The sequence below is a fragment of the Bosea vaviloviae genome, from assembly GCF_001741865.1.
GTDB lineage: Bacteria > Pseudomonadota > Alphaproteobacteria > Rhizobiales > Beijerinckiaceae > Allobosea > Allobosea vaviloviae.
Genome location: NZ_CP017147.1, coordinates 116666 through 140585, shown reverse-complemented (window position 1 = coordinate 140585; position 23920 = coordinate 116666). Strand labels below are relative to the sequence as shown.

Here is a 23920-nt window from a genome sequence, read left to right as displayed (position 1 = left end):
TTCAAACCGGCACGGGAACGTCGGCGCCGAGCAGCCCTTCGGCCTTCAGCTCGGCCCAGAGCGCGGCGGGAACGGGGGTGGAGAGTTCGGCGATCTGGTCCTCGACCTCGCGGGCGCTGACCGCGCCCATGACAAGGCTCGCGACAGCGGGGTGCCCCAGCGGGAAATGCAGCGCGGCGCGTCGCAGCGGCACGTCATGGCGGAGGCAGACGGCTTCGATTGCCGCGACGCGGGCGAGGATCTCGGGCGGTGCCGGCTTGTAATTGTATTTCGCCCCAGTGACCGGGCCGGTCGCGAGGATGCCGGAGTTGAAGACGCCGCCCAGCATCAGGCCGATGCCCTTCTCCAGCGCCAATGGCATGAAGGAGGCGAGCCCCGGCTGCTCCAGCAGGGAATAGCGGCCCGCCAGCAGCATCGTGTCGAAGTCGCCGGCGCGGGCGAAGCGCTCGCACATCTCGGCTTCGTTGACGCCGACGCCGATCGCTTTCACCGCGCCGGACGCGCGCAAGCCTTCGAGCGCGCGATAGGCCCCGTCCATGGCCTGCGAGAAGCGCGCCTCGATCGCGTCCGCGCCATGCGTCCAGACATCGACGTCATGGATCAGGACGATGTCGATCCGGTCGACGCCGAGCCGCAGCGCCGACTGCTCCAGCGAGCGCATCGTGCCGTCATAGGAATAGTCGAAGCGCAGCGCATGCGGCAGGCCGCCGAGATAGCCGGAGCCGTCGCCGCGCGGACCAAAGGGCTCGGCGACGCGGCCGACCTTGGTCGAGACGGCGATGTTGGCGCGGTCGACACGACGGAGAGCCGCGCCGATGCGGTGCTCGGACAGGCCGTGGCCATAGAGCGGGGAGGTGTCGAGAAGCGTCACGCCGCTCTGGATGGCGGCCTCGACCGTCGCCACGGCCTGGGCCTCGTCGAGCCGGGCATAGAGATCGCCGAGCGGCGCGCCGCCGAAGCCAAGCGTCGAGACGGACAGCCCGCTTCTGCCGAGTGTCCGGCTGGGGATCGGGGTGGTCGAGGCAGGCATGCAGAGCATCTTTCGGCTGGTCGCGGCGACAGTATGTGCACGCCAACATGTTAGCTTGCAACCGTGTTGAAACACGATTAGCGTCAGCGCCGGATCGGTTGGCCTCCGCGACATGCAGGGTGCCGCCCGCATAACCAACAGGCCCGAAACGGGCCGTGACCATGTCCTGAGGGAGGGCGCCTATGACATCCATGATCCTGAAGCCGACTCGCCGCGCCTTGCTGCGCAATGCTGCCGCGCTGGGCGCTCTTGGCGCGATCGGCGCGCCGGCGATCATCCGCGAGGCCAACGCGCAATCGAGCTTCAACTGGAAGCGCTTCGCCGGGACCAAGCTCGACGTGATGCTGGTGAAGAACCCGCGTTCCGACCTGATGCAGTCCGAGGAGAAGGCCTTCACCGCGCTGACCGGCATCGAGGTCTCTTCCGAGCAGGTGCCCGAGCAGCAGCAGCGCCAGAAGGCGATGATCGAGTTCTCGTCGGGCAAGCCCGCCTTCGACGTGACCATGCTGGCGCTGCACGTCCAGAAGCGGCTCTCGGCCAAGGGCAAGTGGATGGAGGATCTGCGTCCCTATCTCGCGGACGCCTCGCTGACCTCGCCTGATTTCGACTATGCCGATTTCGCAGCCGGCGCGGTGGACTTCGGCAAGCAGGCGGACGGGGCGATCGACACGCTGCCGCACTTCATCGATTTCTGGATGGTCTATTACAACAAGGAGATGTTCGCGCAGAAGGGGCTCGAATATCCCAAGACCATGGACGAGCTGGTGGCTGCCGCAGCCAAGCTGAACGACCCGGCGAAGGGCGTTGCCGGCTTCGTCTCGCGCGGCTTGAAGAACGCCAATATCCCGGTCTGGACCTCCTGGCTGCTGGGGCAGGGGCTGGAGACGGTTTCGGCCACCGGCAAGCTGCAGACCGACGGGCCGGAGGCGGTCTGGGCTGCGGACATGTACCGCAAGCTCAACAAGGATTACGGCCCTCCGGGCACGATCGGCTTCAACTGGAACGAGTGCCAGACGACGTTCATGCAGGGCCGCGCCGCGATGTGGCTCGACGGCATCGGCTTTGCCACGCCGCTGGAAGATCCGACCAAATCGCGCATCGTCGGCAAGGTCGGCTATGGCGTGACGCCGGCCGGCCCCAAGGCGCATCACTCGGCGCTGTTCGGCGACGGGCTGGGTATCGCGCGCGGGTCGAAGAACAAGCAGGCCGCCTGGCTCTACCTCCAGTACATGTGCAACAAGGGCAATCAGCTGGCGATGATCAAGGCGGGCGCCGGTGCGCCGGGCCGGCTGTCGGCGTTAGGCAGCTCGGAGGCCTCTGCCGGTTCGCGCTTCCCGAAGCAGTATTTCGAGTGCCTGGCGGAGTCGGGCAAGATCGCGCGCGCCGGCTTGCCGCAGATCATTCCGGTGACCGAGTTCCGCGACGTCTTCGGCGTGGCGATCACCAATACGCTGACTGGTGCGGACTCGGCCACCGAACTGAAGAAGGCGACCGAGACCTTCAAGCCGATCCTCGAGAAGAGCGAACAGGCTTAAAGCATCCGCGCTCGCGTCATGGTCGGGCTTGTCCCGGCCATCTCGCGATCGGAGCGCGCAACTGCAAGAGATGCTCGGGCCAGGCCCGAGCATGACGACGCGGTTTTACATGAAGCGGGCAGCATGACGGCAACGACAACCCTTCCAGCCAATCTCGCGCCGCCGCATCCCGCGCCGTTCACGCATTCGGCTGATTTCACGCCGCGCTACTGGCTGTTCTCGCTGCCGGCCGTGCTCATCGTCGCCGGCGTGATCGTCTTCCCCTGGCTATTCACGCTCTATATGTCGACGCAGGACTGGAAGATCGGCGGCGGGCCGGAATTCGTCGGCCTGCAGAATTTCGCCGAGCTTTTCCGCGATGCCCGCTTCATCGAATCGATGGGGCACACAGCCTATTTCACGATCCTGGCCGTGGTGCTGCCGATCCTGTTCGGCACGGCCGCGGCGCTGGTCTTCCATCGCGAGTTTCCGTTCAGGGGCCTGCTGCGCACCGTCTTCGTGATGCCGATGATGGCGACGCCGGTCGCGGTCGCGCTGGTCTGGACGATGATGTTCCACCCTCAGCTCGGCGTGCTGAACTACCTGCTCTCGCTGGTCGGCATCGGCCCGCAGAACTGGGTCTATGACCCGGGAACCGTGATCCCGACGCTGATCCTGGTCGAGGTTTGGCACTGGACGCCGCTGGTCATGCTGATCGTGCTCGGCGGCCTCGCCGGCCTGCCGCGCGAGCCCTATGAATCGGCGCTGATCGACGGCGCCAACAACTGGCACATGTTCCGCCACATCACGCTGCCGCTGGTCTGGCCCTTCATCATGGTCGCGATCGTGATCCGCACCATCGATGCGCTCAAGGCCTTCGACACGATCTTCGTGATCACCCAGGGCGGGCCGGGCACGGCGTCGGAGACGCTGAACATCTTCCTCTATCTGCAGGCCTTCCAGTTCTACAAGATCGGCTACGCCTCGGCCGTGGTGGTGATCTTCTTCGTGATGATCATCATGCTCTCGCTGCTGCTGCTCTATGCGCGCCAGAAGTCGAAATGGAACGCGTGATGAAGCGCCTCGCAACCAAACTCGGCTTCTACGCCTCCGTCTTCGTGCTGGTCTCGCCGGCGGTGCTGGTCTTCCTCTGGATGATCTCGCTGTCGCTGAAGAACGAGCTCGACAACACCGCCTTCCCGCCGGTCTTCATCCCCGACCCGCCGACGCTGAAGAACTATGTCGACGTTTTCGCGCAGAACAATTTCGGGCTCTATCTCTGGAATTCGATCCTGGTGACGGGCGGAGCCGTGCTGATCGGTCTGCTGGTCGGCGTGCCGGCGGGCTACGGCATCGCGCGCGGCAAGGCGGCAAAGTTCGCCGTCCTGATCCTGATTGCGCGGATGACGCCGGCCTTGTCCTATCTGATCCCGCTCTTCCTGCTGTTCCAGATCACCGGGCTGGTGGGCACGATCACGGCGCTGGTGATCACCCATCTCGTCATCACCATCCCGATCATCGTCTGGATCATGATCGGTTACTTCGAAAACGTCCCCATGGAGCTCGAAGACGCAGCGCGCATCGACGGCGCCACGACCTGGCAGGCCTTCCGCCATGTCGCGCTGCCGCTGGCGCTGCCCGGCGTCACGATCGGCGGCATCCTCGCCTTCATCTTCTCCTGGAACAACTTCATCTTCTCCGTCGTGCTCGGAGGCAAGAACAGCCGCACGCTGCCCTCGGCGGTCTACAACTCCCTGACCTTCGAGCAGATTTCGTGGGGGCCGCTGGCCGCGGCCGCGCTCCTCGTCACTCTGCCGGTTCTTCTCGTCACTGTCCTGGCGCAGCGCCAGATCGTCGCCGGTCTGTCCGCCGGAGGCCTCAAGGACGGGTAATCGCCCGTCCGGCCTTGCGGCCTTCCCGCGCGCAAACTAACATGTCAGTCCGTCATCTTCCTCGAAAGACAAGCTCCATGGCTCTCAACCCCAACCGCTTCGGCCTCTCCTGCGCCATCACCACGCCGATGCGGGAGGGCGGCGCCGTCGATCTGCCGCGCCTTGTCACGCATGCGCGCCATGTCCTCGCCGAGGGCTGCGACAGCGTCACCCTGTTCGGCACCACCGGCGAGGGCGCTGCGCTCGGCCTGCCGGCGCGCACGGCGATGATGGGCGCGCTGATCGGGGCTGGCGTCGATCCCGCCAAGCAGATCTATGCAGGCATCGCGGCGGCTTCGCTGCATGAGGCTATCGAGCAGGCGCGGCTGGCGCTCGATGCCGGAGCCAAGGGCTTGCTGGTCGCGCCGCCGTTCTACTTCAAGGGCGTCAGCGACGAGGGGCTCTATGCCTGGTTCTCGCAGTTCTTCGACAAGCTCGGCGCCTCGGCGCGCAACGCCATTCTCTATCACATCCCCTCGGTGACGGCGGTCAGCATCAGCGTCGATCTCGTCCAGAGGCTCAAGACCGCGTTCCCGGGCGTCGTCACCGGCATCAAGGATTCGTCCGGCGATTATGCCAGCACGGAAGCCTTCCTGAAGGCTCATGGCGAGCTCGCCATCCTGGTCGGCGACGAGCGGCAGCTCGCCCGGGCGGTACGCGCGGGCGCGCAGGGCTCGATCTGCGGCGTCGCCAATCTCGTGCCGCATCTGCTGCGGCCGCTGGTCTATGAGGGGGCCGACAGCCCGGTGGTGAACGCGCTGGTCGACGAGATCTGCAGCTACCCTGTGATGGCGGCGGTGAAAGCCCTGGTCGGGCATGTGCATGGCGATGCCGGCTATGGCGCGATGCGTGCGCCTCTGGAGGCGCTTGACGAGGGCCAGCGCAAGCGGCTCTTCGCCGCCTTCGACACAATCACGCGCGCCAAGGCGGCCTGAGACGAGGCCGCCCGAGGGAGGACAGGTTGAACCAGCCGGAGCCCGAACGCGAGGCCGAGCCGCTGAAACTGCGGGAGCGGGCCTACGCCAGCTTCACCGAGCGGTTATTGGCGCGCGAGATCAAGCCCGGGCAATTCGTGACCCAGCGCGAGCTCGTGGCGCTGACCGGCCTGCCTCTGGGGGCGATCCGCGAACTGATCCCTCGGCTCGAAGCCGAGGGATTGATCAAGACGGTGCCGCAGCGCGGCATGCAGGTCGCCCATGTCGACCTCAACCTGATCCGCAACGCCTTCCAGTTCCGGCTCTTCCTGGAAAGGGAGGCGACCGCGCTCTATGCGGCGAACGCGACCGATGCGGAAATCGCCGAGCAACGCCAGCGGCACGAGGCGATCATCGCGCGCGCGCAGGCCGGCGGCGACGAGGCGCTGATTGAGGACGCCGAGGATGTCGACCGATTGATGCATGAGGCGATCATCGATCACCTCGACAACGACATCGTCTCGAAGGCCTTCCGCGTCACCTGGCTGAAGATCAGGCTGATCCGGCAATATGAGACGCGGATCCAGAACCACATCCTAGTGCCGGTGATGCAGGACCATCTCAAGATCATTACGGCGATCGAGGCGCGCGACCCGCTGCGCGCCGCCGAGGAGATGAGCCTGCATATCGGCAATGCCCGGACGCGGGCGATGAATTACTGACGCGATGCGAAGCCGGCTCATGAGAGGCGGCTTCAACCCAATAGCGATCCGGACAACCGGACATTCTCGGGAGGAGCAAAGATCATGGCCAGGCTGACCAAACGCGAACTGCTCGTCGGCTCCGCGGCGCTTGCCGGAGCGAGCATCGCCATGCCGGCCGTCCTGCGGGCGCAAGCGATCGTGCTGCGCTGGGCCGACGGCCAGGCGATGACGCATCCCTCGCCGCAAAGCGCGGCGAAGGCCGCAGCCGACGTCAAGGCGAAAACCGGCGGGCGCATCGACATCCAGACCTTCCCTGCCGGTCAGCTCGGCTCGTCGCGCGACATGGTCGAGTCCGTCGCCAGCGGCGCGCTCACCATGGTGACGGAGGGCGCGGCGCTGCTGGGCCAGTTCGTGCCGCAGCTATCGATCATCGAGGCGCCCTATATCTGGCGCGACCCGGCGCATATGACGCGGGCGCTGAAATCGCCGCTGATGGACGAACTTAACAAGGTGCTGGTCGAGAAGCGCGGTATGCGTGTCATCGGCGTGACCTATTACGGCGTCCGCCACCTCACCAGCGGCTCCAAGCCGATCAATTCAGTGGAGGACATGAAGGGCTTCAAGCTGCGGGTGCCGGAGGTCGACACCTTCCGCGCCATGGCCGAAGCCTGGGGCGCGCGGCCGACGCCATTGAACTTCAGCGAGCTCTATCTCGCCCTGTCGCAGGGCGCGGTCGACGGCCAGGAGAACCCGCTGCCGACGATCCAGTCGGCCAAGCTTGCCGAGGTCCAGAAATACCTCATCCTGACCGCGCATATCATCACGCCGCGCCTCGTCATCGTGAACGACGCGGCCTGGTCGAAGCTCTCCGAGGCCGACCGTACTGTCGTCCGGGCCGCGATCGACACGGCCTCGGCGTGGCAGGACAACGAGATCGTCACGCAGGAGAACGGGCTCGCCGAGAGCCTCGGCAAGAGCGGCATGACCGTGATCAAGCCCGATCTCGAGAGCTTCCGCAAGCCGGTGCTGGCGTCGCTGCCGGCCAAGTTCGAAAGCAAATGGGGCAAGGGCCTCTGGCAGCGCATCGAGGCGCTCTGAACGACTTCGCCGAGACTATCTCAGCCCTCATCCTGAGGAGCCATTCCTCACGAGAGTGGCGAATGGCGAGTGGCGAATGGAAGCTTTACCTCGCCATTCGCTACTCGCCACTCGCCGTGAGGAATGGCTCCTCAGGATGAGGGCTGAGACAGAAATCCGCTTTGGAGACACAGCATGATCGCCCTCGCGCGCACGGTGTTCGACCGGGCGATGGACATTCTCGCCGGCATCCTGATCGTGATGCTGCTCGTCTGCGTGACGCTGGGCATCGTCACGCGGGCGCTGGGCGATCCGCTGATCTGGACCGACGAGGTCTCGCGCTTCCTGATGCTCTGGGTTGCCGTCTGCGGCTGGGTCATCGCCAGCCGGCGGCAGGCCCATATCCGCATCCGCTTCTTCCATGACCTGCTGCCGCGGCAGGGCTGGCGGGCGGCCGAGACGCTGATGCAGATCGCCATGGTGGTCTTCGGCCTGCTGGCGGGCTGGTACAGCATCCATCTCGTCGCCGTGAACCATGATCTCGAGGCGACGACGGTGCCGATCTCGATGGGATTGCTCTATGCGCCGATGGTCTTCGCCGGCCTCGTCACGGCTGCGCAGGGCGTGTTCGAACTAGTCGCCAATCTCAGGAACTGGGCGGTCTCGCCCTATGAGCCGACTGAGCCGCCGATTACGGGAGAGGTTCTGTGAGCACGCTGATCTTCCAGATCTCGGGCGTCTGGCTGCTGTCGATCCTCGCCGGCTTTCCGCTCTTCGCCTCGATGGGGCTCGCCGCCTTCGCCTTCGTGGCGCTGGCCGATCTCTCGGCCTCGATCGTGCCGCAGAAGATGGCGCAAGCCATGAACGCCTTTCCGATCGTCGCCGCCCCGCTCTTCATCCTGATGGGCAACATCCTGGGCGCGGCGCGGATCACCGACCGGATCGTGGAGTTCGCGACCTCGGTGATCGGCTGGCTGCGTGGCGGCTATGCCCATGCCTCGATCCTGACCAGCATGATTTTCGCCGGTATGGTCGGCTCGGCGGTCGCTGATGCGGCAGGCTCGGGCGCAATCGAGATCAGGGCGATGAAGAAGGCCGGCTACCGGCCCGAGACGGCCGCCGCGATCACGGCGGCGGCGGCGACGATCGGCCCGATCATCCCACCCAGCCTGCCGATGGTGATCTACGGCGTCACGGCCGATGTCTCGATCGGCCGGCTTTTCATCGGCGGCGTCATTCCCGGCATCCTGATGGGGCTGTCGCTGATGGCGATGGTCATGCTGATCTCGAAGCGCCAGGGTTTCCGCAAGGAGCCGTTCAGGGGTTTTCGCGAGATCGGGCGGACCTTCTTCAGCGGCTTCTTCGCGCTGATGACGCCGCCCTTGATCCTGGGCGGCATGTTCACCGGCATCTTCACGCCGACGGAAGCCGCCGCGGTCGCCTGCCTTTACGCATTGTTCCTCGGCTTCTTCGTCTACCGCACCCTGGAGGTGAAGCAGCTCGGGCCGATCCTGGTCGAGACCGTCGAGACCACCGGCCTCGTCATGGTCCTGGTCATGGCGGCGGGCGCGCTCGGCTGGTGCATGTCGATCTCGCGGGTGCCGCAGACGCTGACGCCGCTGATCGTCGAGACGATCAAGGATCCGCTGGTCTTCCTGCTGGTCTGCAACCTGATCCTGCTCCTGGTCGGCTGCTTCATGGAAGCGCTGGCGGCGATGCTGATCCTGATCCCGATCCTGGTGCCGGCCGCGCATAGCTTTGGCATCGACCCGGTCCAGTTCGGCATCATCATGATCCTGAACCTGATCCTGGGCACGATCCATCCGCCGATCGGGGTGGTGCTCTTCGTGGTGACGCGGATCGCCAATGTCTCCTTCGAGACCATGTCGAAGGCGATCCTGCCCTGGATCGTGCCGCTGCTGGTCGTGCTCGCGGCGATCACGCTCTGGCCGCCATTGACGACCTGGCTGCCCAATCTGGTGATGGGCAAATAAGGCGCTTCGCCGCCGGAGCCCGTTGTTTATGCCGCGAACCACGCCGTCATCCTGGGCGACCAAAGGTCGTCCCGGGATAGATCGTAGGGAACTGCACTCTACGATGGATCCGGATCTGCGCCGCTTCGCGGCTTGTCCAGGATGACGCTGTGGTTCCGAGCCAAAACAGCAAGCGCTCGGAGGAAAGCCTTTCCTGCTCTCGCTGTGGCGACAATGCGAGGGATGCCGCAGGCTTCAACTGTCTATGAAGCGCGGCGCCGGGTGTGTCTTGCATGCTCGAAACCTCGCGCGCAGGCGGGTCGCGATTGCGATTTCATGCCTGCTGCCGCAGAGTCGCGGCAAGGGCTCGTCTTGCAATTGGTATTCTAGAGGGCTAGCCTTCGATGAGACCACTCCGGGCAAGGCCATAGGCCGCCCGATGCATTCGGTAGGGGAGTTGAGGCATGGCGCGTTCTCTGACCACCACGGCGCTGGCGCTGACCATGGGGCTCGCTGCGGCGGCTCTTCTGCCGGCGCCTTCCCAAGCTCAGGTGCTGCAAGCGGCGGTCGATGCCTCTCCCGCCGGGCTCGACCCGCATATCATCACTGCTTTCAGCTCATTCCAGGTGGTGAACGGCTCGATCTATGAAGGCCTGACCGGGATCGACAAGGATCTCCGCGTGGTGCCGGCCCTGGCCCAGTCCTGGACGCTCTCCGGCGACGGCAAGAGCTATGTCTTCAAGCTGGTCTCGGGCGCGACCTTCCATGACGGCAAGCCGCTGGAAGCGGCCGACGTCGTCGCGAGCCTGAACCGCGTGCTCTCCAAGGACATCGCCTCGCCATTGGCGAGCCGTCTCGCGGCGATGGAGAAGGCGAGCGCCGTCGATGCCGGGACCGTCGAGGTCACGCTGAAGGAGCCGTCGGCGCCCTTCCTGACCGCGCTGGCCTCGATCGCGATCGTGCCGCGCGCTTTCGAGACCAACAAGGATGGCTTGCAGCGCCAGCCTGTCGGCACAGGCCCGTTCAAGTTCAAGGAATGGCAGCCCAACGGCTTCATCGAGCTGGAGAAGCATGCCGGCTACTGGAACAAGGGCCAGCCCAAGCTCGATGGGGTGAAGTTCAACATCATCCCGGAATCGGCGACGCGCCAGGTCGGGCTGTCGAGCGGCCAATATGCGCTGCTGCCGAATATCGACGCCGCCACGGCCCTGCAGCTCAAGGGCCGGCCGAACGTCAAGATCGCCGACACGCTGGAGCTCGCCTATACGCTCGTCGGCATGAACACCTCCAAGCCTCCCTTCGACAATCCGAAGGTGCGCGAGGCGCTGAACTACGCGCTGAACCGGCAGGAGATCGTCCAGGCCGCGCTCTTCGGCGCCGGCGTTCCCGGCGGGCCGCTCTCGCCGGCGCTGAAGGAATGGGCGCTCGATGTGAAGGAGTTCCCCTGTTTCACGCCCTCTGCCGCCAAGGCGCAGGAGTTGCTCAAGGCCGCAGGGATCACGGCGCCGGTTGCGGTGACGCTGCTCGTGCTGCCGCGCCAGGATATTCGCGACATCGCCCAGGTCGTGCAGGCGCAGCTCAACAAGGCCGGCTTCAAGGCGGAGCTGAAGATCCCCGAGCTCGGCCAGTTCGTGCAGGATTGGCGCAACTCGAATTTCGACGCCTTCGTCTCGACCAATGCGGGCTCGATTGATCCGGACGACTATTTCTACCGGACCTTCCGCACGGCCGGCTCGACCAATGTGTTCAAATACTCGAACCCCGAGATCGACGGCCTGCTCGATGCGGCCCGCATCGAGACCGATCGGGCGAAGCGCAAGGCGTCGTATAACCGGGTACAGTCGCTCCTGACCTGTGACGGCCCGGCTGCCTTCATGACCTATGGCCAGCTCTTCACCGCCATGCGCACGAATGTCAGCGGGTTCGACATCGTCGCGAACCGCTCGCTGTTCTCGCTCGCCACGACGACGCAGGCGCGGTGAGGCAGTCGGGTTGGGCCGCGATGCACTTGGCGGCTTGTCGCGTTTCCATAGCAGCATGTTCTTTCTAGAAAGCGCGCCGTCATCCCGGGCGACCCACCGGGTCCGGCTTTCAGCCGGCCCGATGGCAGTCTCCGGGAGACCCGGGATCCATGCCGGAGCATCGCCAGTATGCGTTCAGGCATGGATCCCGGGTCTGCGTGGAGTTTATCCTTGGGCCGATCGAAGATCGGACCCGAGGGCTACGCCCGGGATGACCCGGTGTTTCCGTGGTAGCCCACCTCGGTCCTGCCAATGAGCTTCGTCCGCTCCCGTGCGCTTGATCTCGCCGTCGTCTTGTTTGGCGTGTCGGTGCTGACCTTCCTGATGATCCGGCTGATCCCGGGCGACGCGGTCGCGATCATGCTGGGCGCCAATACCGAGGTGACGCCCGATCGGGTCGCGGCGCTGCGCAGCCGGATCGGGCTCGATCAGCCGGTGGTGCTGCAGTATTTCAGCTGGCTCGGCGGCGTGCTGACGGGCGATCTCGGCGTGTCGCTGTGGACGAGGCGGCCGGTCTCCGAGGAGATCACGGGCCATATGTGGCCGACGATCCAGCTCACCATGCTGGCGCTGATCGTGGGAGCCGGCCTGTCGCTGCCGCTGGGCGTGCTGATGGCGCGCTTGCGCGGCAAGGCCTGGGATACCGCCTTGCGGGTAGGCTCGGTGGCGGGGCTCACCATCCCCTCCTTCTGGCTCGGCATCATGATGATCCTGGCGCTGACGACGCTGGCGCCGGACTGGCAGCTTCTCGGCTATGTCCCGTTCAGCGAAGACCCGCTCGGCAATATCGCAAAGCTGCTGCTGCCGGCGGTGGCGCTGGCCCTGCCGATCCTGGCCAATCTCTCCCGCCTGGTGCGCTCGGCCATGCTCGACGCGCTGCAGCAGGACTATGTCCGCACCGCCCGCGCCAAGGGCCTGCCGGAGCGGCGCATCCTGTACCGGCATGCGCTGCGCAATGCGCTGATCCCGTTCGTGACCAGCGCGGGCATCATGACCGGCTATCTGCTCGGCGGCGCCATCGTGGTGGAGCAGGTCTTTGCCATTCCGGGCCTCGGGCGATTGATCCTGGGGGCCATCGCCGAACGCAATTATCCGCTGGTGCAGGCGACCATCCTCGTCGTCACCTTCGCCTTCGTGCTCGTCAATTTCGTGGTCGATCTGCTGTATGTGCTGATCGACCCGCGCGTGCGGCTGTGAGCGCCGCCATGGCCGGCAAGACGCCAAAGACAGGCAAGATGCCAAAGACAGGCAAGACGCCAAAGCTGCTGATCGTAGCGGCGAGCGCCGTGATTGGGCTCGTCCTCGTCGCGGTGCTGGCACCCTGGATCTCACCTTACGATCCGCTGGCGCAGGACATCCTGGCCCGGTTGAAGGGCCCGAGCGCGGCGCATTGGCTTGGCGCCGACCAGTTCGGCCGCGATCTGCTGTCGCGATTGATCCACGGCCTGCGCGCTTCGCTGGGCATCTCGGCTGCGGCGGTGATCGTTGCGCTCCTGATCGGCGGCACGCTTGGCCTCGTCGCGGCCTATTATCGCGGCTGGACCGAGCGCATCGTCATGCGCTGCATGGATGTGCTCTTCGCCTTCCCGGTGATCCTGCTCGCTATCGGCGTCATCGCGATGCTGGGTCCGGGTTCCGGCCCGACCGCGATCGCGATCGCGGTGGTCTACACGCCGATCTTCGCGCGCTTGCTGCGCGGGCCGGCGCTGGTCGTGGCCGAGAGCGATTTCGTGATGAATGCGCGTGCGATCGGGGCCTCCGACGCGCGCATCATCTTCGTCCACATGCTGCCCAACCTGGCGAGCGTGCTGCTGGTGCAGACGAGCCTGTTGCTCTCGGCTGCGATCCTGGTCGAGGCATCCCTGTCCTTTCTCGGGCTCGGCACGCAGCCTCCGGCGCCGTCGCTGGGCACCATGCTGTCGGAGGGGCGCAATGTGCTGCTGCTCTCGCCCTGGAGCGCGGTGTTCTCAGGGGTCGCGATCCTGATCCTGGCCTTCGCGCTCAACCTGCTCGGCGATGTCCTGCGCGACACGCTCGATCCGCGCCTGCGAGGCGAACAGTGATCTGCCGCGACGCTACCCCAGCGATTTAGCCGGAATCCGTAGCGCTTTGATCGTCACAGCGTTTCCGTGACCTTCTTCAGATGCGGTGGATTGTCGGGGTCGTAACCCATCGCGAGCGCCGTGCGCTCGATCATGCGATAGGCTGGGGCGAGCATGGCGATGGCGTCCGTGACCGGATGGTCGTCGCCGATCCAGGGCAGGCGCGAGTCCGGCCCGCCGGCCAGATGCGCCGCGAGATGCGAGGCGTCGAGATTGGCGACCAGCGCGTCGACCGCCTCGGCGGTCTCGTCTCCGACCCGCAGCGCCAGCACCGGGGTCTGGTCGGTGACGGCCGCGCGCGGCCCGTGCAGCAATTCGGCAGCGGAATAGGCGAGCGCCGGCAGGCGCAAGGTCTCGGCCATCTTGAGCGCGATTTCGCGCGCCGGGCCCAAGCCGTAGCCTCGTCCTGCGATGAAGGCGGCGCGCGCCATCGGCAGGCTCCGGCCGACCACGTCCCAATCGAGCTGCAACGCCTGCGACAGCCGCCCCGGCAGGCGCTCCAGCGCGGCCACGAGCTCGTGATCATCGGCGAGAAGAGCGACTAGCAGCGCACCCAGTGCCATCGACCCGATCACACTCTTGGTAGCGGCGACCGAGCGCTCCAGCCCTGCCTCCAGCGGCAGCACCCATTCGGCGGCGCGCGCCACGGGCGAGGCGATGTCGTTGAGGATGGCGACGGTGGCGGCGCCCTCGCGCCGGGCGGCCATCGTGGCCGCCACGAGGTCCGGGCTGCGACCCGATTGCGAGATCACGATGAACAGCGCGCGGCGCAAGGCCACCGGCCGTTTCAAGCTGGTGATCACCGACGGCGCGGTCGCGGAAACGGGCACGCCGATGCGCGTCTCCAGGAGATAGCGCAGATGGACGCCGGCATGGCCCGAGCTGCCGCGCCCGCAGATCACGGCGACATCGAAATCCATCCGCTGCAAGCGTACGGCCAGCGCCGCGAGGTCTGCGCGCGAGGCCATGATGCGGGCGACCACATCCGGCGCTTCCGCGGTTTCCTGCGCCATCGCGGAACCGAGCCCGAGATCCGTCATAGGTTGCTGGCCATTGCTTGACGGGCGCGCAGAGCGGCGACGGCCGATTTCTCTCCCTCCAGCGCCTCGCCGGTCATCCAGGAGACGGGATCGACGAAACGTTGACTGATGCGTTCCGTCAGCATGACTGGATTCCCTGGCGGCTATAGAACCACTTTAATGCCTTTCGCCATTCTAGCAATACCAATTGGCGCGCATCGGGCAAAGCCGCTGCTTCGGTTGGCCGGAGTCCGTACCGAGCTCCAGCGCTCATCGATCTCTCAGATCGTCCCCGCCGCCTGCAACCGTTCGATCTCGGGGGTGCTCATGCCGAGCCAGTCCGACAGGATCTCGGCGCCGTGCTCGCCGAGGCCGGGCGCGCCGCGGCGAATGACGGTGGGCGTGCCATGCAGCCGCACCGCAGGCGCCTGGAACGGCACTGAACCCATCACCGGGTGAGGCACGTCGACGATCTGCTTGCGATGCACCACCTGCGGATTGGCGATGACGTCGGCGATGGTGGCGACGCGCTCGCAGGGGATGTCGGCCGCGTGGATGATCTCGAGAACGGCTTCGCCATCGCGCTCGGCCGCCCAGGCATCGATGATCGCCTCCAGCTCGGCGACATTGGCATTGCGGGCGACGAAGGTGGCGAAGCGCGCATCCTGCGCCAGCTCCGGCCGGCCCATCGCGGCGGCGAGCCGCGGGAAATGCACGTCGTTGCCGGCAACGATATAGATCCAGATGCCGTCCCGGCTGCGGAAGCAGTGCGAGGGCGAGAGGTAGCGGTCACGGTTGCCAAGGCGCTCCGGCTCGCGGCCGAAGAGGATGCGCTCCGGGATCGCCGTGGTCATCAGCGCCATGCCGCTATCCATCAGGGTCGCCTCGACGACCTGGCCGCGGCCGCTGGTCTCGCGCGCATGCAGCGCCGCGAGGGTGCCGATAACGCCGTAGAGCGCGGTCGAATAGTCGCAGACGAAGACGCCCGCCATGGTCGGCGCGCCGCCTGCCGGTCCGGTCATCGCCATGACGCCGGACTGAGCCTGGGCGGCGCCGTCGAAGCAGGGATGCTGGGCGAGCGGCCCCTCCTGCCCGAAGCCTGAGATGCGCACCATGATCAGGCGCGGATTCAGCGCGCTCAGCACGTCCCAGCCGAGCCCCATGGCCTCCATCGTGCCGGGCCGGAAGTTCTCGATCAGGATGTCGGCGGTAGCGGCGAGCTGCCGGAGCAGCGCCTGGCCCTCCTTGTCGCGGAAATCGATGGCGAAGCCGCGCTTGTTGCGGTTGGCAGAGAGAAAGAACAGCGTGTCTCCCTCCACCGTCTCGCCGACGCGCCGGCCCTCCTCGCCGCCGTCGATGCGTTCGACCTTCACCACATCGGCGCCGAGATCGCCCAGAAGCTGACCGCAGAACGGCCCGGCAATATAGCGCGAGAGGTCGATTACCTTTACCCCGTCAAGCGATGCCGACATGAATTCATCCTTCAGTTATTGGCCTGATTCCATAGAAATACTGTAGATATTAGTTTGATGAAGGAGAATTGTATTGACATAATCATCGCTATCAGAATTTATTACGCTTGGAAATGGAGATCCATATGAAAATTTCCTATTTCTCCTGGCTCCGCACCAAGACCGGCATCCCCAATGAGGAGATCGCCTTGCCGGTGCAATGCCGGACGGTTGACGACCTCGTGCGGCATCTTGCGGCGCGCTATCCGGCCCTGGCCGAGATTGCCGACGCGCGCGGCAGCATGCGCTTCACCGTCAATCGCCGTTACGTCGAGAATTCGCACGAGCTTGCCTCCGATGACGAGGTTGGGCTGTTCCCGCCGGTGACGGGCGGCTGAGCGATCGCTTCGCAGGTCAGGCAACCCGCCCGGCGCGGCAGGGCGATGGCGTCGAGCGCGCAGTGCCAGGCGTCGTACATCATCAGCGTGCCCGAAAGGCTCGGCCCCGTGCCCAGGATCTCCTTGATCACCTCGATGGCCTGCATCGAGCCGAGCGCGCCGACCGCCGGGCCGAGCACGCCGATTTCGGAGCAGGACGGGGTCACCGCCGCCGGAGGCGCGTCCGGGAACAGGCAACGGTAGCAAGGGTGCGGCCGGCCGAGATAGGCCTTGAAGGTGGTAAGCAGCCCGTCGGTGAGCTGTACCGCGGCGCTGACCAGCGGGATCCGTGCCGCAAGGCAGGCCGAATGCACGGCGTCCCGGGTGGCGAAATTGTCGCTGCCGTCCGCGACGATATCGTAGTCGCGCACCAGCCCTGCCGCGTTCTCCGCGCTGATGGGCATGTCGTGGCGGATGATCGCAACATGCGGGTTGAGCGCGCGCAGCGACCTCTCGGCGCTCTCGGTCTTGGGCATGTCGAGCCGCTCGACCGAATGCAGGATCTGCCGGTGCAGGTTGGAGATCTCGACATAGTCGAAATCGACGATGCCCAGCGTGCCGATGCCGGCCGCGGCGAGATACAGCAGCAGCGGCGAGCCCAGCCCGCCGGCGCCGATCACCAGGACCCGGGCCGCCTTGAGCTTTTCCTGGCCGGAGACGCCGATCTCCGGCAGCACGGTTTGCCGCCGATACCATTGCAGCTCCTCGGGACTCAGCGTCTGGGGCATCGGCATTCCGGCGCTCCTCCTTGCATGCGATCCTGGCGCGCTGCCGCTCATGGTTGGTGGGCCATCTGACGCCCGCCCGACGCGGCCGCTGCGGCCGCCCTGATGCGCTTGACCACCAGATACAGCCCGTTGGCGCGACTTGGCGCGAGGCTGCGGCCGACGAGCAGCCGCTCGACCACCTCGGGCGAGTAGGCCAGGATCTCGTCCGGCCGCCGATCGCCATAGAGCCTGAGCAGCATGGCGAGCAGGCCGCGCATCAGCACCGCATCGGAATCCAGCGCGAGCCGCATGCGGTCCTGATCGGCGTCATGCTCGGCCACGACCCAGACCTGCGACTGGCAGCCCTTGACGCGGTTGTCCTCGCAGCAATCCTCCGGCGCCAGACGCGGCAGGCGGCGGCCGAGGCTGAGCACATGCCCGACCCGCTCGGTGAAATCCGCGAAGGCGGCGAACTCGGCTTCGAGTCGCGCCGCGACTTCGGCAATGGGTTCCTCGATCGGGCTGTCGAGCATGGTCATGGCCGACTCCGGCTTGATGACGTTGGTCGTGCAGACGGCTTGGTCAGGCCGGTTCAGGCCCGCCTGGCGCTGGCCGGGCGGGTCGCGATCTGCCCTCCGGTCATCGGCCCGGCGACGCCGGTGGTGAGGGGAAAGCTCAACGGCATGCCGCGCAAAGCGCGGACCGCGAGATAGGCGAAGCATTCGGCCTCGACCGCATCGCCGCGGAAGCCCACCGCTTCGGCTGGAACGACCTCGGCCCCGGCACGCTTCGGCAGCGCCGCCATGATCGCCGGGTTCTTGCGCCCGCCGCCGCAGACGATGAGCTTCGTCGGCCGCTGCGGCAACTGGTCGAGCGAGCGCCCGACCGTGCCGGCGGTGAAGGCGGTCAGCGTCGCTGCCCCGTCTGCCAGCGAAAGCCCCTCGGCCATGTCGGCGGTGAAATCGTAGCGGTCGAGCGATTTCGGATAGGGCGCGGTCAGGTAGGGGTGGTCGAGCAAGCGGGCGAGCCGCTCCTCATCGACCGTGCCGCTGAGCGCCAGTGCTCCGTCGACATCCATCTCGCCCTTGCCGTGGCGCATGATCCAGTCGTTGATCGGTCCGTTGGCCGGCCCGGTGTCGAAGGCGTGGAACTCCTCGCCACCGGCCCACCAGGTGATGTTACCGACCCCGCCGAGGTTCAGCGCGGCAGTTTCGGGCCCCGCATTGATGCCGCGCAGCAGCGCGACGTGATAGCTCGCCGAGAGCGGCGCGCCATGGCCGCCGGCGCGCATGTCGGCGGTGCGGAAATCGTAGACGACATCGACGCCGAGCCTATCGGCCATCAGGCGCCCGTCGCCGAGTTGGCGTGTGTCGCCATGCCGGCCGGGCTCGGGCGCGCGGTGCAGCACTGTCTGCCCGTGGAAGCCGACAGCTGCGACATCGGACGGCGTCAGGCCGGCCTCCGCCATGAAATCGGCCACCGCCTCGGACTGCGCCCGGGTCAATGCCGCCTCGGCTTCGGCGAAGATGGCGGGCTCCGGCCCTTCGAAGCGCCAGGCCAGCGCCGCCTCGACCGCGGCCGCGAGCAGGGCACGGATGTCGGTCTTGTACGGAGCCAGCTTCCAGTGGCCGAACTCCGCCACATTCTCTCCATCGGTGCGGATCGACGCGACGTCGATCATCCCGTCGAGAACTGTCCCGGTCATTAACCCGATAGCCCAAACCGGCTTCATGCGTCGCACTCCCTTTCCGTCCCCAGATCCTGGTGATTCATAGTCAATTCAGCGCGGCGCGCATCACGGTTCATCGCCTCAGGCGGCCAGGCGGTGCTTGGCGTAGACCTGACCCACCGGCTTCCGGCAGGTCTTGCAATGGCCGACGCTGCAGCGGCCCTGCGTTTCCATGCGGTCGCGGAAGGCCAGGCCGCGCTCCAGCACCTGCTCGGCGCTCTCCTCGAAGAGATTGCCGATCACGCCGTGCTGGCCGTGGCTGATGATGCAGATCGAAACCTTGCCGTCCGGCGCCAGGCACATGACATGACCGGCCCAGAAGCAGGCACCGCTCGGCACGGGCAATTTGGGGTTGACGTCCTGCATCATGCGCTGGTGCAGCTTCTCGTCGCTTTCGAGATCCGACAGGGAGGCGACGTCGTGATGCGCGCCGCCGGGCAGCAGCGGCGTGACCTTGACGTGGTCGTCGACGCGTTCGAGCAGGCGCAGGAAAGCCGGATCATAGCTCTCGATCGGCTCGCCGAGATCGATCTGGTAAACACCGACCTTGACGTGCTCGTCGCCCGCCGCCTCCTCGAGCAAGATCTCGAGCCCACGCAGCGTGCGCAGGAACGTACCCTCGCCGCGGTTGAGATCGTGAGACAGCGCGTTGCCGCCGTCGATCGAGACGAAAATCTTGTGCCGGTGCTTCACTTCGAGCAGCTGCCGCGCCCGCTTCCTGGTCAGCATCGTGCCGTTGGTGTGCCATTGCAGCTGGACGTCCGGCATGATGTCGCGCGTGACCGCCAGCAGCTCGTGGAAACGGTTGTTCATCAAGGGCTCGCCGCGCCAGTTCAGGTGGATGGTCTTCACCTCGAGCGCTGGTGAATCCTTGAGTTTGATCAGCGCCTGCTCCAGATCGGCCGGATCGAGGTCGAGCTTGCCGTGACTTTCCTTGGTGTAGCAAAGGCGACACGCCAGATTGCAGCGTGTCGTCGGATCGAGCCAGAGCCAGACGGGCGAAGGAGCGGCCCCCTGGGCGGTGTTTGCATGCAGCATAGGCTTGGCCTCCGGGTTGAATTGCCTTTGCACGGTTGCCATGGCCGACCTGCCTTCCGCCTGGCGCATGCGCCAGGCCTGCTCTTGACGGCAGAAATACTTGTGACGGCAGAAATACTTGCCGCCCTGCAGCGGCCAACCCTGTGCAACCTCGAAACGCCCCACCACGGCGCTCGCTGCGCCGGTCAACCTCCATTCCGCGTTTGATCATGGCCTCGCGACGCGTCACGCGGACGCCGCCTCGACAGCCGGGAGAGATTGTTTTTCGCGTCTTCTAATAGGACCACTTTAGTATCAAACTAATACCACTACGTCAAACGATCCACCGCGCCGGAGGCTCAAGCCGGAGCCCCCATCCGGAGAAATTTCGTCTCGTCCTGTGCCGGCAAACCACCCTCGCGCGGGTAATAGATCGGCACGCACCAATGGTTCGCGGCGGCCCATTCCGTGTTCGGCAGCGAGACGTCCTGACCGAATATGCGATGGCACGGCAATTCGTAGACCTTGCCGGTCGAGACCGGGATCTCATCGAAGACGATGTATTTGTAGAAGCCGCTCGACATGCCGGCGGGCAGGCGCACGCGGTTGGGGTGGAGCGGGTCCAGCACGTCGCGGGCATAGGCCTGCTTCCAGGCCACGATCTCGCCGAGGCGCCGGGTCTGCACCACGCCCAGCGCGGCCCGGAACTCATCCAGACGGTGATTGAGGCTGCGCACCTTGTAGCGCGAGCCGCGCCCGTAATCGCGGTAGCTGCGCAGATGCCGCACCATCTCGTCATTGGTGCTGACGGCGATGCCGCCTTCGGCCGTGGAGATCGTCTTGGTGGCATAGAAGGAGTAGAGGCCAACCTCGCCCCAGCTCCCGGGCTTGCGGCCGTTCCAGTCCGCGCCCGCGGCATGGGCGCAGTCCTCGAACAGGACGATGCCTTTCTCGCGGCAATAGGTGGCGATGCGCTCGATGTCGAAAGCGATGTGCCCGCCGATATGAACGATCCAGGCGAGCTTGGGCTTCACCATCTCGGCCTTGGCGACGAAATCGTCATAGGAGCCGCAGAGATCCTCGCGGTTGCAGTCGTAGAACACGATTTCGGCGCCGGCGAGCTGGGAGGCGCGCGGCGTCGCCAAGAAAGTGTTCGACGGGCACAACACCGTCTCGCCGGCGACGCCGACGAAATCCAGCGCGGCCAACGCGGCCCCGGCCCAGTTGTCGAAAGCGACGGCGGCGAGGCCGTTCCAGTCCCGCCATAGCGCTTCGAACTCCTCGATCTGTTCGCCATGGCTCCAGCGTTGCGAGCGCAGCACCTTGCGCCAGCGCGCCATGACCTCGTCCTCGTCGCGGTCGTCGAAGCCGACGGTGAAGGGCATTGGCGGCGGCGTGGCGACGGACATGGGCTGTGCGCTCCGGTGTTGATCGATGACGCTTGGAGGCGTCAGGTTCTCGAATTCACCAATTTTCTGCAGTTGTAATCTGAAGAGAATACGAATCTATGGTAGTAGTCAATCAGGTTATTATAGTAATTTTACGGATACTATTCCATAAAATAGGCTATAATACTGTATCTTCTGCGCCGACGCCAAGCATCAATGCGCCAAGCGCGCGCCCCTGAGCTTCGTTTTGATTAGCCGCATGCTGACGTGCGGCGGCGATATCGGCGAGATACCGCCCGAAAGGATGGCTCTTCGCCAGCCCGGAGGCGCCGCAGGCCTTGAACAGCCGCGCGGCAAGCAAGGTGCAGCGTTCGGCCGCCATCGTCGCCTGCAGGCGGTAGACCATGCGCTGCGGGATCGGCGCCTGCTCGCCGCGACGGGCATAATCCGTCAGCCGTGCGAAGTTGCGCCCCATCATGACGGTGATCTCGTCGAGCGAAGCCTCGACCTCGGCGACGATGAGCTGGGCCACCGGATCGCGCGCCACGGCCTGGCCGGTGACGGCGACGCGGGCGCGGCTATGATCGAGGAAGGCGTCGAGGAATCCGCGCAGTGCCCCCACGGCCGGCATGGTGATGGTGCGGAACAGCAGTTGCGGCAGCGGCAGCCGGTAGAGTGGGGCCGTGTTGATCGCGAGCCCTGGGCTGGTGCCGAGGAAGCGGTCGACATGCCGGTGCGTGCGGTGCTCGGGAACGAAGATGCTCTCCACCGTGACATCCTGGCTGCCGGTGCCGCGCAGCCCCGTGGTGTCCCAGTTGTCATGCACGAGGGCGTCGGCGCGGGGCACGAGGAAGACGCGCAAATCCGGCGGCGCACCTGGCGCGCCCGCTTCCTGTCCGGCCGTCTCCGGGCTGACACTGCCGGCGAGCATCAGCCAGTCGCAATAGTCGGAGCCGCTGGCGAAGCCCCAGCGTCCGCTGAGCTGGAAGCCGCCGCCGACCGGCGTCGCCTTGCCTGTCGGCATGTAGCTGCAGGCGAGGAGAGCGTCGGGATCCTCGCCCCAGACATCGTCCTGCGCGCGTTCGTCGAACAATGCGAGGTGGAAGGCGAGCACTCCCATCACGCCCTGCAGCCAGCCGGCAGACATGTCGCCTTCGGCGAGCGCTGCCTGGATGACGAAGAAGCTCTCCGGCTCGAGTTCCGGCCCGCCATAACGCAGCGGCTGCAGCAACCGGAACAGCCCGGCCGAACGCATCGCGTCCATGACGATCGGCGAGAGCCGTGCATCGCGATCCCCGTCCCCGGCCTTGCTGCGCAGCAGGGGGATCAGCGTCCGGGCCCGCGTCAGCGCTGCAGCACGAGACTCCTCCGTCGCGGCGCTGGGCGGGGCGGAGAATGATCGAAATACGCTAGCATTCTGCATGGTCACACTCCCTGAGATAGGACCAATTCGAATTTCTCTTCGCATTCACCTGCGGCGTGCTGGCAAGCGGCGGGGCCGTCTAACGATGGATAAAATATCGAATAATATCGGTAGAATTGGACTGTTCAGCTTCTGAGGTGACCAAAATGGGAACATTTGAGATCTTACGCTGAATTCCCGGCGGACATCCAGCGGCAGAAAGCCGTCATAAACGTCGGCGAGAACCCTCTCAAGAGCAATACCTATCCTGTACCAATCTGTCTATTGCGTGGCGGGAAAGAGAACGCCATCCTGAATCGGAGCGGCGCGGCCGCAGGCATGAATCCGGCGGTCGCTCCGGCACAAGCGGTGTCTGCTCGACCGCGTCGAGATCGCTCCGGGAGGGTCGATGACCAACGCCGTTTTCGCCCTGAAGGCCGCGCTGGCCGATCCCGCTCAACTGGAGGCGCGCGCCGCATGGCTTGCCCGCGCCGGCCGACCCATCGTGCTGGAGCTGCATACCTTCGGCGCGCGCGACATCGACACGGCTGCGGGCCTGGCCGCCTCGCGCGCGACGGTGGCCCGGCTCCGGGAGCACCATGCGGTCGAGCGCTTGATCGTGCATGTGCCCGTGCAGCAGGTGCCCGTGGTGACGCAGGTCGATTTCGACGCGGGCCAATGCCAGAGGGCGATTGCCTTCGCGGCGGAGATCGGTGCCGAGGCGGTCGTGATCCATCGCTATTTCGACCTGGTTTTCGGGGATGGCCCGCCCCGCGCATTCTCGAAGCCGGAGGCGATCAGGCGCTTTAATGCCATCATCCGTGACCTTGCCCGTCTCGCGCCCGAAATCAGGCTGCTGGTCGAGAATATCGGGCACTACTCGCTCTTGCCGCGCGACGGCCGGAATTACCTCAGCGGACCGCTCGACCATTTCTTTCCCTGGGAGATCAGCGCCTTCCGCCGCTTCTGCGCGCAGGAAGGGCTGGCCAATGTCGAGCCCTTCGTCGACGTGGCGCATGCCACGCTCTCGGCCAATCTGTTCAACCGCCGCAAGCTGCACTTCACCGAGACGGCGGACGATCCGCGTTTCGCCTGGATCACGCCGGACGATCTCGATCAGGCGGAATGGCTGGCGCCCTTCGATTTCGTCGATCCCGCGATGAGCTATCTTCATATCTCGGATGCCTGCCTGCTTGACGCGGCCGAACTTGCAGAGCCGAACCTGCCTGAGCCGCGTCTCGTCGAGGGCATCGTCAGCGAGGGGCTGGAAATCGGTACGGGCAATCTGCCTTTCACGCGGCTGCCGGAGCGGCTGGGACAGGGGACGCCGACGCTTGTCTTGGAGGTCGAGCCGGGAGCCGGTGAAACGCATGTCGACAACGGCGCCCAGCTCCGCTCGCTCGAGCGGCTCGCGGCGCTGTTCGGCCAGGCGCCGGCGGTCTGAAGCCCCTGATGCCGGTCACTCGCACGAAGCGGGACCGGCATGTCACGCGTCGAGGTTCCG

23 protein-coding genes are annotated in these 23920 nt (G+C 65.9%); 13 read left to right on the top strand and 10 right to left on the bottom strand.

Annotated features, from left to right (window positions below; all coding sequences use genetic code 11):
* Position 1 precedes the first annotated feature (1 nt).
* Complete coding sequence (locus tag BHK69_RS00615; RefSeq protein WP_069693252.1) at positions 2-1030, bottom strand: aldo/keto reductase; 1029 nt, start codon at positions 1028-1030, stop codon at positions 2-4.
* 182 nt (positions 1031-1212) lie between these two features.
* Between BHK69_RS00615 and BHK69_RS00610 the strand changes: the two genes are divergently transcribed.
* From BHK69_RS00610 to BHK69_RS00560, 11 genes are all read left to right on the top strand, one after another.
* Positions 1213-2565 (top strand): ABC transporter substrate-binding protein, encoded by a 1353-nt coding sequence (locus tag BHK69_RS00610; RefSeq protein WP_069688420.1) that lies wholly within the window; start codon positions 1213-1215, stop codon positions 2563-2565.
* A 123-nt stretch (positions 2566-2688) separates the two neighbouring features.
* Positions 2689-3618, top strand: a complete 930-nt coding sequence (locus tag BHK69_RS00605) for a carbohydrate ABC transporter permease (RefSeq protein WP_069688419.1) — start codon at positions 2689-2691, stop codon at positions 3616-3618.
* Positions 3618-4436, top strand: coding sequence for a carbohydrate ABC transporter permease (locus BHK69_RS00600; RefSeq protein ID WP_148663279.1), 819 nt, complete (start codon positions 3618-3620; stop codon positions 4434-4436). The genes BHK69_RS00605 and BHK69_RS00600 overlap by 1 nt, the downstream gene beginning before the upstream one ends.
* A 77-nt stretch (positions 4437-4513) precedes the next feature.
* A complete protein-coding gene (locus BHK69_RS00595; protein WP_069688417.1) occupies positions 4514-5410 on the top strand; it encodes a dihydrodipicolinate synthase family protein in 897 nt (298 codons plus the stop codon).
* Between the two features lie 26 nt (positions 5411-5436).
* Positions 5437-6111 carry a GntR family transcriptional regulator gene (locus BHK69_RS00590; protein WP_069688416.1) on the top strand — a complete coding sequence of 225 codons (675 nt, stop codon included), beginning with the start codon at positions 5437-5439 and terminating at the stop codon, positions 6109-6111.
* A gap of 84 nt (positions 6112-6195) precedes the next feature.
* A complete protein-coding gene (locus BHK69_RS00585; protein WP_069688415.1) occupies positions 6196-7191 on the top strand; it encodes a sialic acid TRAP transporter substrate-binding protein SiaP in 996 nt (331 codons plus the stop codon).
* Between the two features lie 174 nt (positions 7192-7365).
* Complete coding sequence (locus tag BHK69_RS00580; protein WP_069688414.1) at positions 7366-7881, top strand: TRAP transporter small permease; 516 nt, start codon at positions 7366-7368, stop codon at positions 7879-7881.
* A complete protein-coding gene (locus tag BHK69_RS00575; RefSeq protein WP_069688413.1) occupies positions 7878-9164 on the top strand; it encodes a TRAP transporter large permease in 1287 nt (428 codons plus the stop codon). Before BHK69_RS00580 ends, BHK69_RS00575 begins: the two co-directional genes overlap by 4 nt.
* Positions 9165-9607: 443 nt before the next feature.
* Complete coding sequence (locus BHK69_RS00570) at positions 9608-11125, top strand: ABC transporter substrate-binding protein (RefSeq protein WP_069688412.1); 1518 nt, start codon at positions 9608-9610, stop codon at positions 11123-11125.
* A gap of 291 nt (positions 11126-11416) precedes the next feature.
* On the top strand, positions 11417-12361 hold the full coding sequence (locus tag BHK69_RS00565) for an ABC transporter permease (RefSeq protein ID WP_069688411.1): 945 nt from the start codon (positions 11417-11419) through the stop codon (positions 12359-12361).
* A gap of 38 nt (positions 12362-12399) precedes the next feature.
* A complete protein-coding gene (locus BHK69_RS00560; RefSeq protein WP_069693248.1) occupies positions 12400-13227 on the top strand; it encodes an ABC transporter permease in 828 nt (275 codons plus the stop codon).
* Between the two features lie 53 nt (positions 13228-13280).
* Here the strand turns inward: BHK69_RS00560 and BHK69_RS00555 are convergent, their stop codons facing one another.
* The 3 genes from BHK69_RS00555 to BHK69_RS00550 all read right to left on the bottom strand — a co-directional run bounded on the left by BHK69_RS00555 (position 13281) and on the right by BHK69_RS00550 (position 15757).
* Positions 13281-14306, bottom strand: a complete 1026-nt coding sequence (locus tag BHK69_RS00555; RefSeq protein ID WP_069688410.1) for an SIS domain-containing protein — start codon at positions 14304-14306, stop codon at positions 13281-13283.
* Complete coding sequence (locus tag BHK69_RS33370; RefSeq protein WP_280142023.1) at positions 14303-14431, bottom strand: hypothetical protein; 129 nt, start codon at positions 14429-14431, stop codon at positions 14303-14305. The genes BHK69_RS00555 and BHK69_RS33370 overlap by 4 nt, the downstream gene beginning before the upstream one ends.
* A gap of 135 nt (positions 14432-14566) precedes the next feature.
* The gene (locus BHK69_RS00550) at positions 14567-15757 is read right to left on the bottom strand and encodes a CaiB/BaiF CoA transferase family protein (RefSeq protein WP_069688409.1); all 1191 of its coding nucleotides are present in this window, start codon (positions 15755-15757) and stop codon (positions 14567-14569) included.
* Positions 15758-15882: 125 nt separating this feature from the next.
* On the opposite strand from BHK69_RS00550, the gene moaD reads away from it, so the two are divergent.
* Positions 15883-16134, top strand: a complete 252-nt coding sequence (gene moaD, locus BHK69_RS00545) for a molybdopterin converting factor subunit 1 (RefSeq protein ID WP_069693251.1) — start codon at positions 15883-15885, stop codon at positions 16132-16134.
* Here the strand turns inward: moaD and BHK69_RS00540 are convergent.
* From BHK69_RS00540 to BHK69_RS00515, 6 genes are all read right to left on the bottom strand, one after another.
* Positions 16062-16907, bottom strand: coding sequence for a HesA/MoeB/ThiF family protein (locus tag BHK69_RS00540; protein WP_069688408.1), 846 nt, complete (start codon positions 16905-16907; stop codon positions 16062-16064). The two genes, moaD and BHK69_RS00540, sit on opposite strands and share 73 nt — an antisense overlap.
* A gap of 41 nt (positions 16908-16948) precedes the next feature.
* Complete coding sequence (locus tag BHK69_RS00535; protein ID WP_083269031.1) at positions 16949-17419, bottom strand: SufE family protein; 471 nt, start codon at positions 17417-17419, stop codon at positions 16949-16951.
* 53 nt (positions 17420-17472) lie between these two features.
* A complete protein-coding gene (locus BHK69_RS00530; protein WP_069688407.1) occupies positions 17473-18612 on the bottom strand; it encodes an anhydro-N-acetylmuramic acid kinase in 1140 nt (379 codons plus the stop codon).
* Positions 18613-18690: 78 nt separating this feature from the next.
* Complete coding sequence (locus BHK69_RS00525) at positions 18691-19836, bottom strand: radical SAM protein (RefSeq protein ID WP_069688406.1); 1146 nt, start codon at positions 19834-19836, stop codon at positions 18691-18693.
* Positions 19837-19985: 149 nt separating this feature from the next.
* Positions 19986-21035, bottom strand: a complete 1050-nt coding sequence (locus tag BHK69_RS00520; RefSeq protein ID WP_069688405.1) for a DegT/DnrJ/EryC1/StrS family aminotransferase — start codon at positions 21033-21035, stop codon at positions 19986-19988.
* A gap of 157 nt (positions 21036-21192) precedes the next feature.
* Complete coding sequence (locus BHK69_RS00515) at positions 21193-22437, bottom strand: acyl-CoA dehydrogenase family protein (protein WP_069688404.1); 1245 nt, start codon at positions 22435-22437, stop codon at positions 21193-21195.
* A 388-nt stretch (positions 22438-22825) separates the two neighbouring features.
* On the opposite strand from BHK69_RS00515, the gene BHK69_RS00510 reads away from it, so the two are divergent.
* Entirely contained in the window at positions 22826-23860 is a 1035-nt protein-coding gene (locus tag BHK69_RS00510; RefSeq protein WP_069688403.1) for an IolE/MocC family protein, read from the top strand.
* The last annotated feature ends 60 nt before the right edge of the window (positions 23861-23920 follow it).

Bases quoted from the DNA above. Each gene is read 5' to 3' on its own strand.
- BHK69_RS00615 (WP_069693252.1), bottom strand. From the start codon at position 1,030: ATGCCTGCCTCGACCACCCCGATCCCCAGCCGGACACTCGGCAGAAGC.
- BHK69_RS00610 (WP_069688420.1), top strand. From the start codon at position 1,213: ATGACATCCATGATCCTGAAGCCGACTCGCCGCGCCTTGCTGCGCAAT.
- BHK69_RS00605 (WP_069688419.1), top strand. From the start codon at position 2,689: ATGACGGCAACGACAACCCTTCCAGCCAATCTCGCGCCGCCGCATCCC.
- BHK69_RS00600 (WP_148663279.1), top strand. From the start codon at position 3,618: ATGAAGCGCCTCGCAACCAAACTCGGCTTCTACGCCTCCGTCTTCGTG.
- BHK69_RS00595 (WP_069688417.1), top strand. From the start codon at position 4,514: ATGGCTCTCAACCCCAACCGCTTCGGCCTCTCCTGCGCCATCACCACG.
- BHK69_RS00585 (WP_069688415.1), top strand. From the start codon at position 6,196: ATGGCCAGGCTGACCAAACGCGAACTGCTCGTCGGCTCCGCGGCGCTT.
- BHK69_RS00580 (WP_069688414.1), top strand. From the start codon at position 7,366: ATGATCGCCCTCGCGCGCACGGTGTTCGACCGGGCGATGGACATTCTC.
- BHK69_RS00570 (WP_069688412.1), top strand. From the start codon at position 9,608: ATGGCGCGTTCTCTGACCACCACGGCGCTGGCGCTGACCATGGGGCTC.
- BHK69_RS00565 (WP_069688411.1), top strand. From the start codon at position 11,417: ATGAGCTTCGTCCGCTCCCGTGCGCTTGATCTCGCCGTCGTCTTGTTT.
- BHK69_RS00560 (WP_069693248.1), top strand. From the start codon at position 12,400: ATGCCAAAGACAGGCAAGACGCCAAAGCTGCTGATCGTAGCGGCGAGC.
- BHK69_RS00555 (WP_069688410.1), bottom strand. From the start codon at position 14,306: ATGACGGATCTCGGGCTCGGTTCCGCGATGGCGCAGGAAACCGCGGAA.
- BHK69_RS33370 (WP_280142023.1), bottom strand. From the start codon at position 14,431: ATGCTGACGGAACGCATCAGTCAACGTTTCGTCGATCCCGTCTCCTGG.
- BHK69_RS00550 (WP_069688409.1), bottom strand. From the start codon at position 15,757: ATGTCGGCATCGCTTGACGGGGTAAAGGTAATCGACCTCTCGCGCTAT.
- moaD (WP_069693251.1), top strand. From the start codon at position 15,883: ATGAAAATTTCCTATTTCTCCTGGCTCCGCACCAAGACCGGCATCCCC.
- BHK69_RS00540 (WP_069688408.1), bottom strand. From the start codon at position 16,907: ATGCCGATGCCCCAGACGCTGAGTCCCGAGGAGCTGCAATGGTATCGG.
- BHK69_RS00535 (WP_083269031.1), bottom strand. From the start codon at position 17,419: ATGACCATGCTCGACAGCCCGATCGAGGAACCCATTGCCGAAGTCGCG.
- BHK69_RS00530 (WP_069688407.1), bottom strand. From the start codon at position 18,612: ATGAAGCCGGTTTGGGCTATCGGGTTAATGACCGGGACAGTTCTCGAC.
- BHK69_RS00520 (WP_069688405.1), bottom strand. From the start codon at position 21,035: ATGTCCGTCGCCACGCCGCCGCCAATGCCCTTCACCGTCGGCTTCGAC.
- BHK69_RS00515 (WP_069688404.1), bottom strand. From the start codon at position 22,437: ATGCAGAATGCTAGCGTATTTCGATCATTCTCCGCCCCGCCCAGCGCC.
- BHK69_RS00510 (WP_069688403.1), top strand. From the start codon at position 22,826: ATGACCAACGCCGTTTTCGCCCTGAAGGCCGCGCTGGCCGATCCCGCT.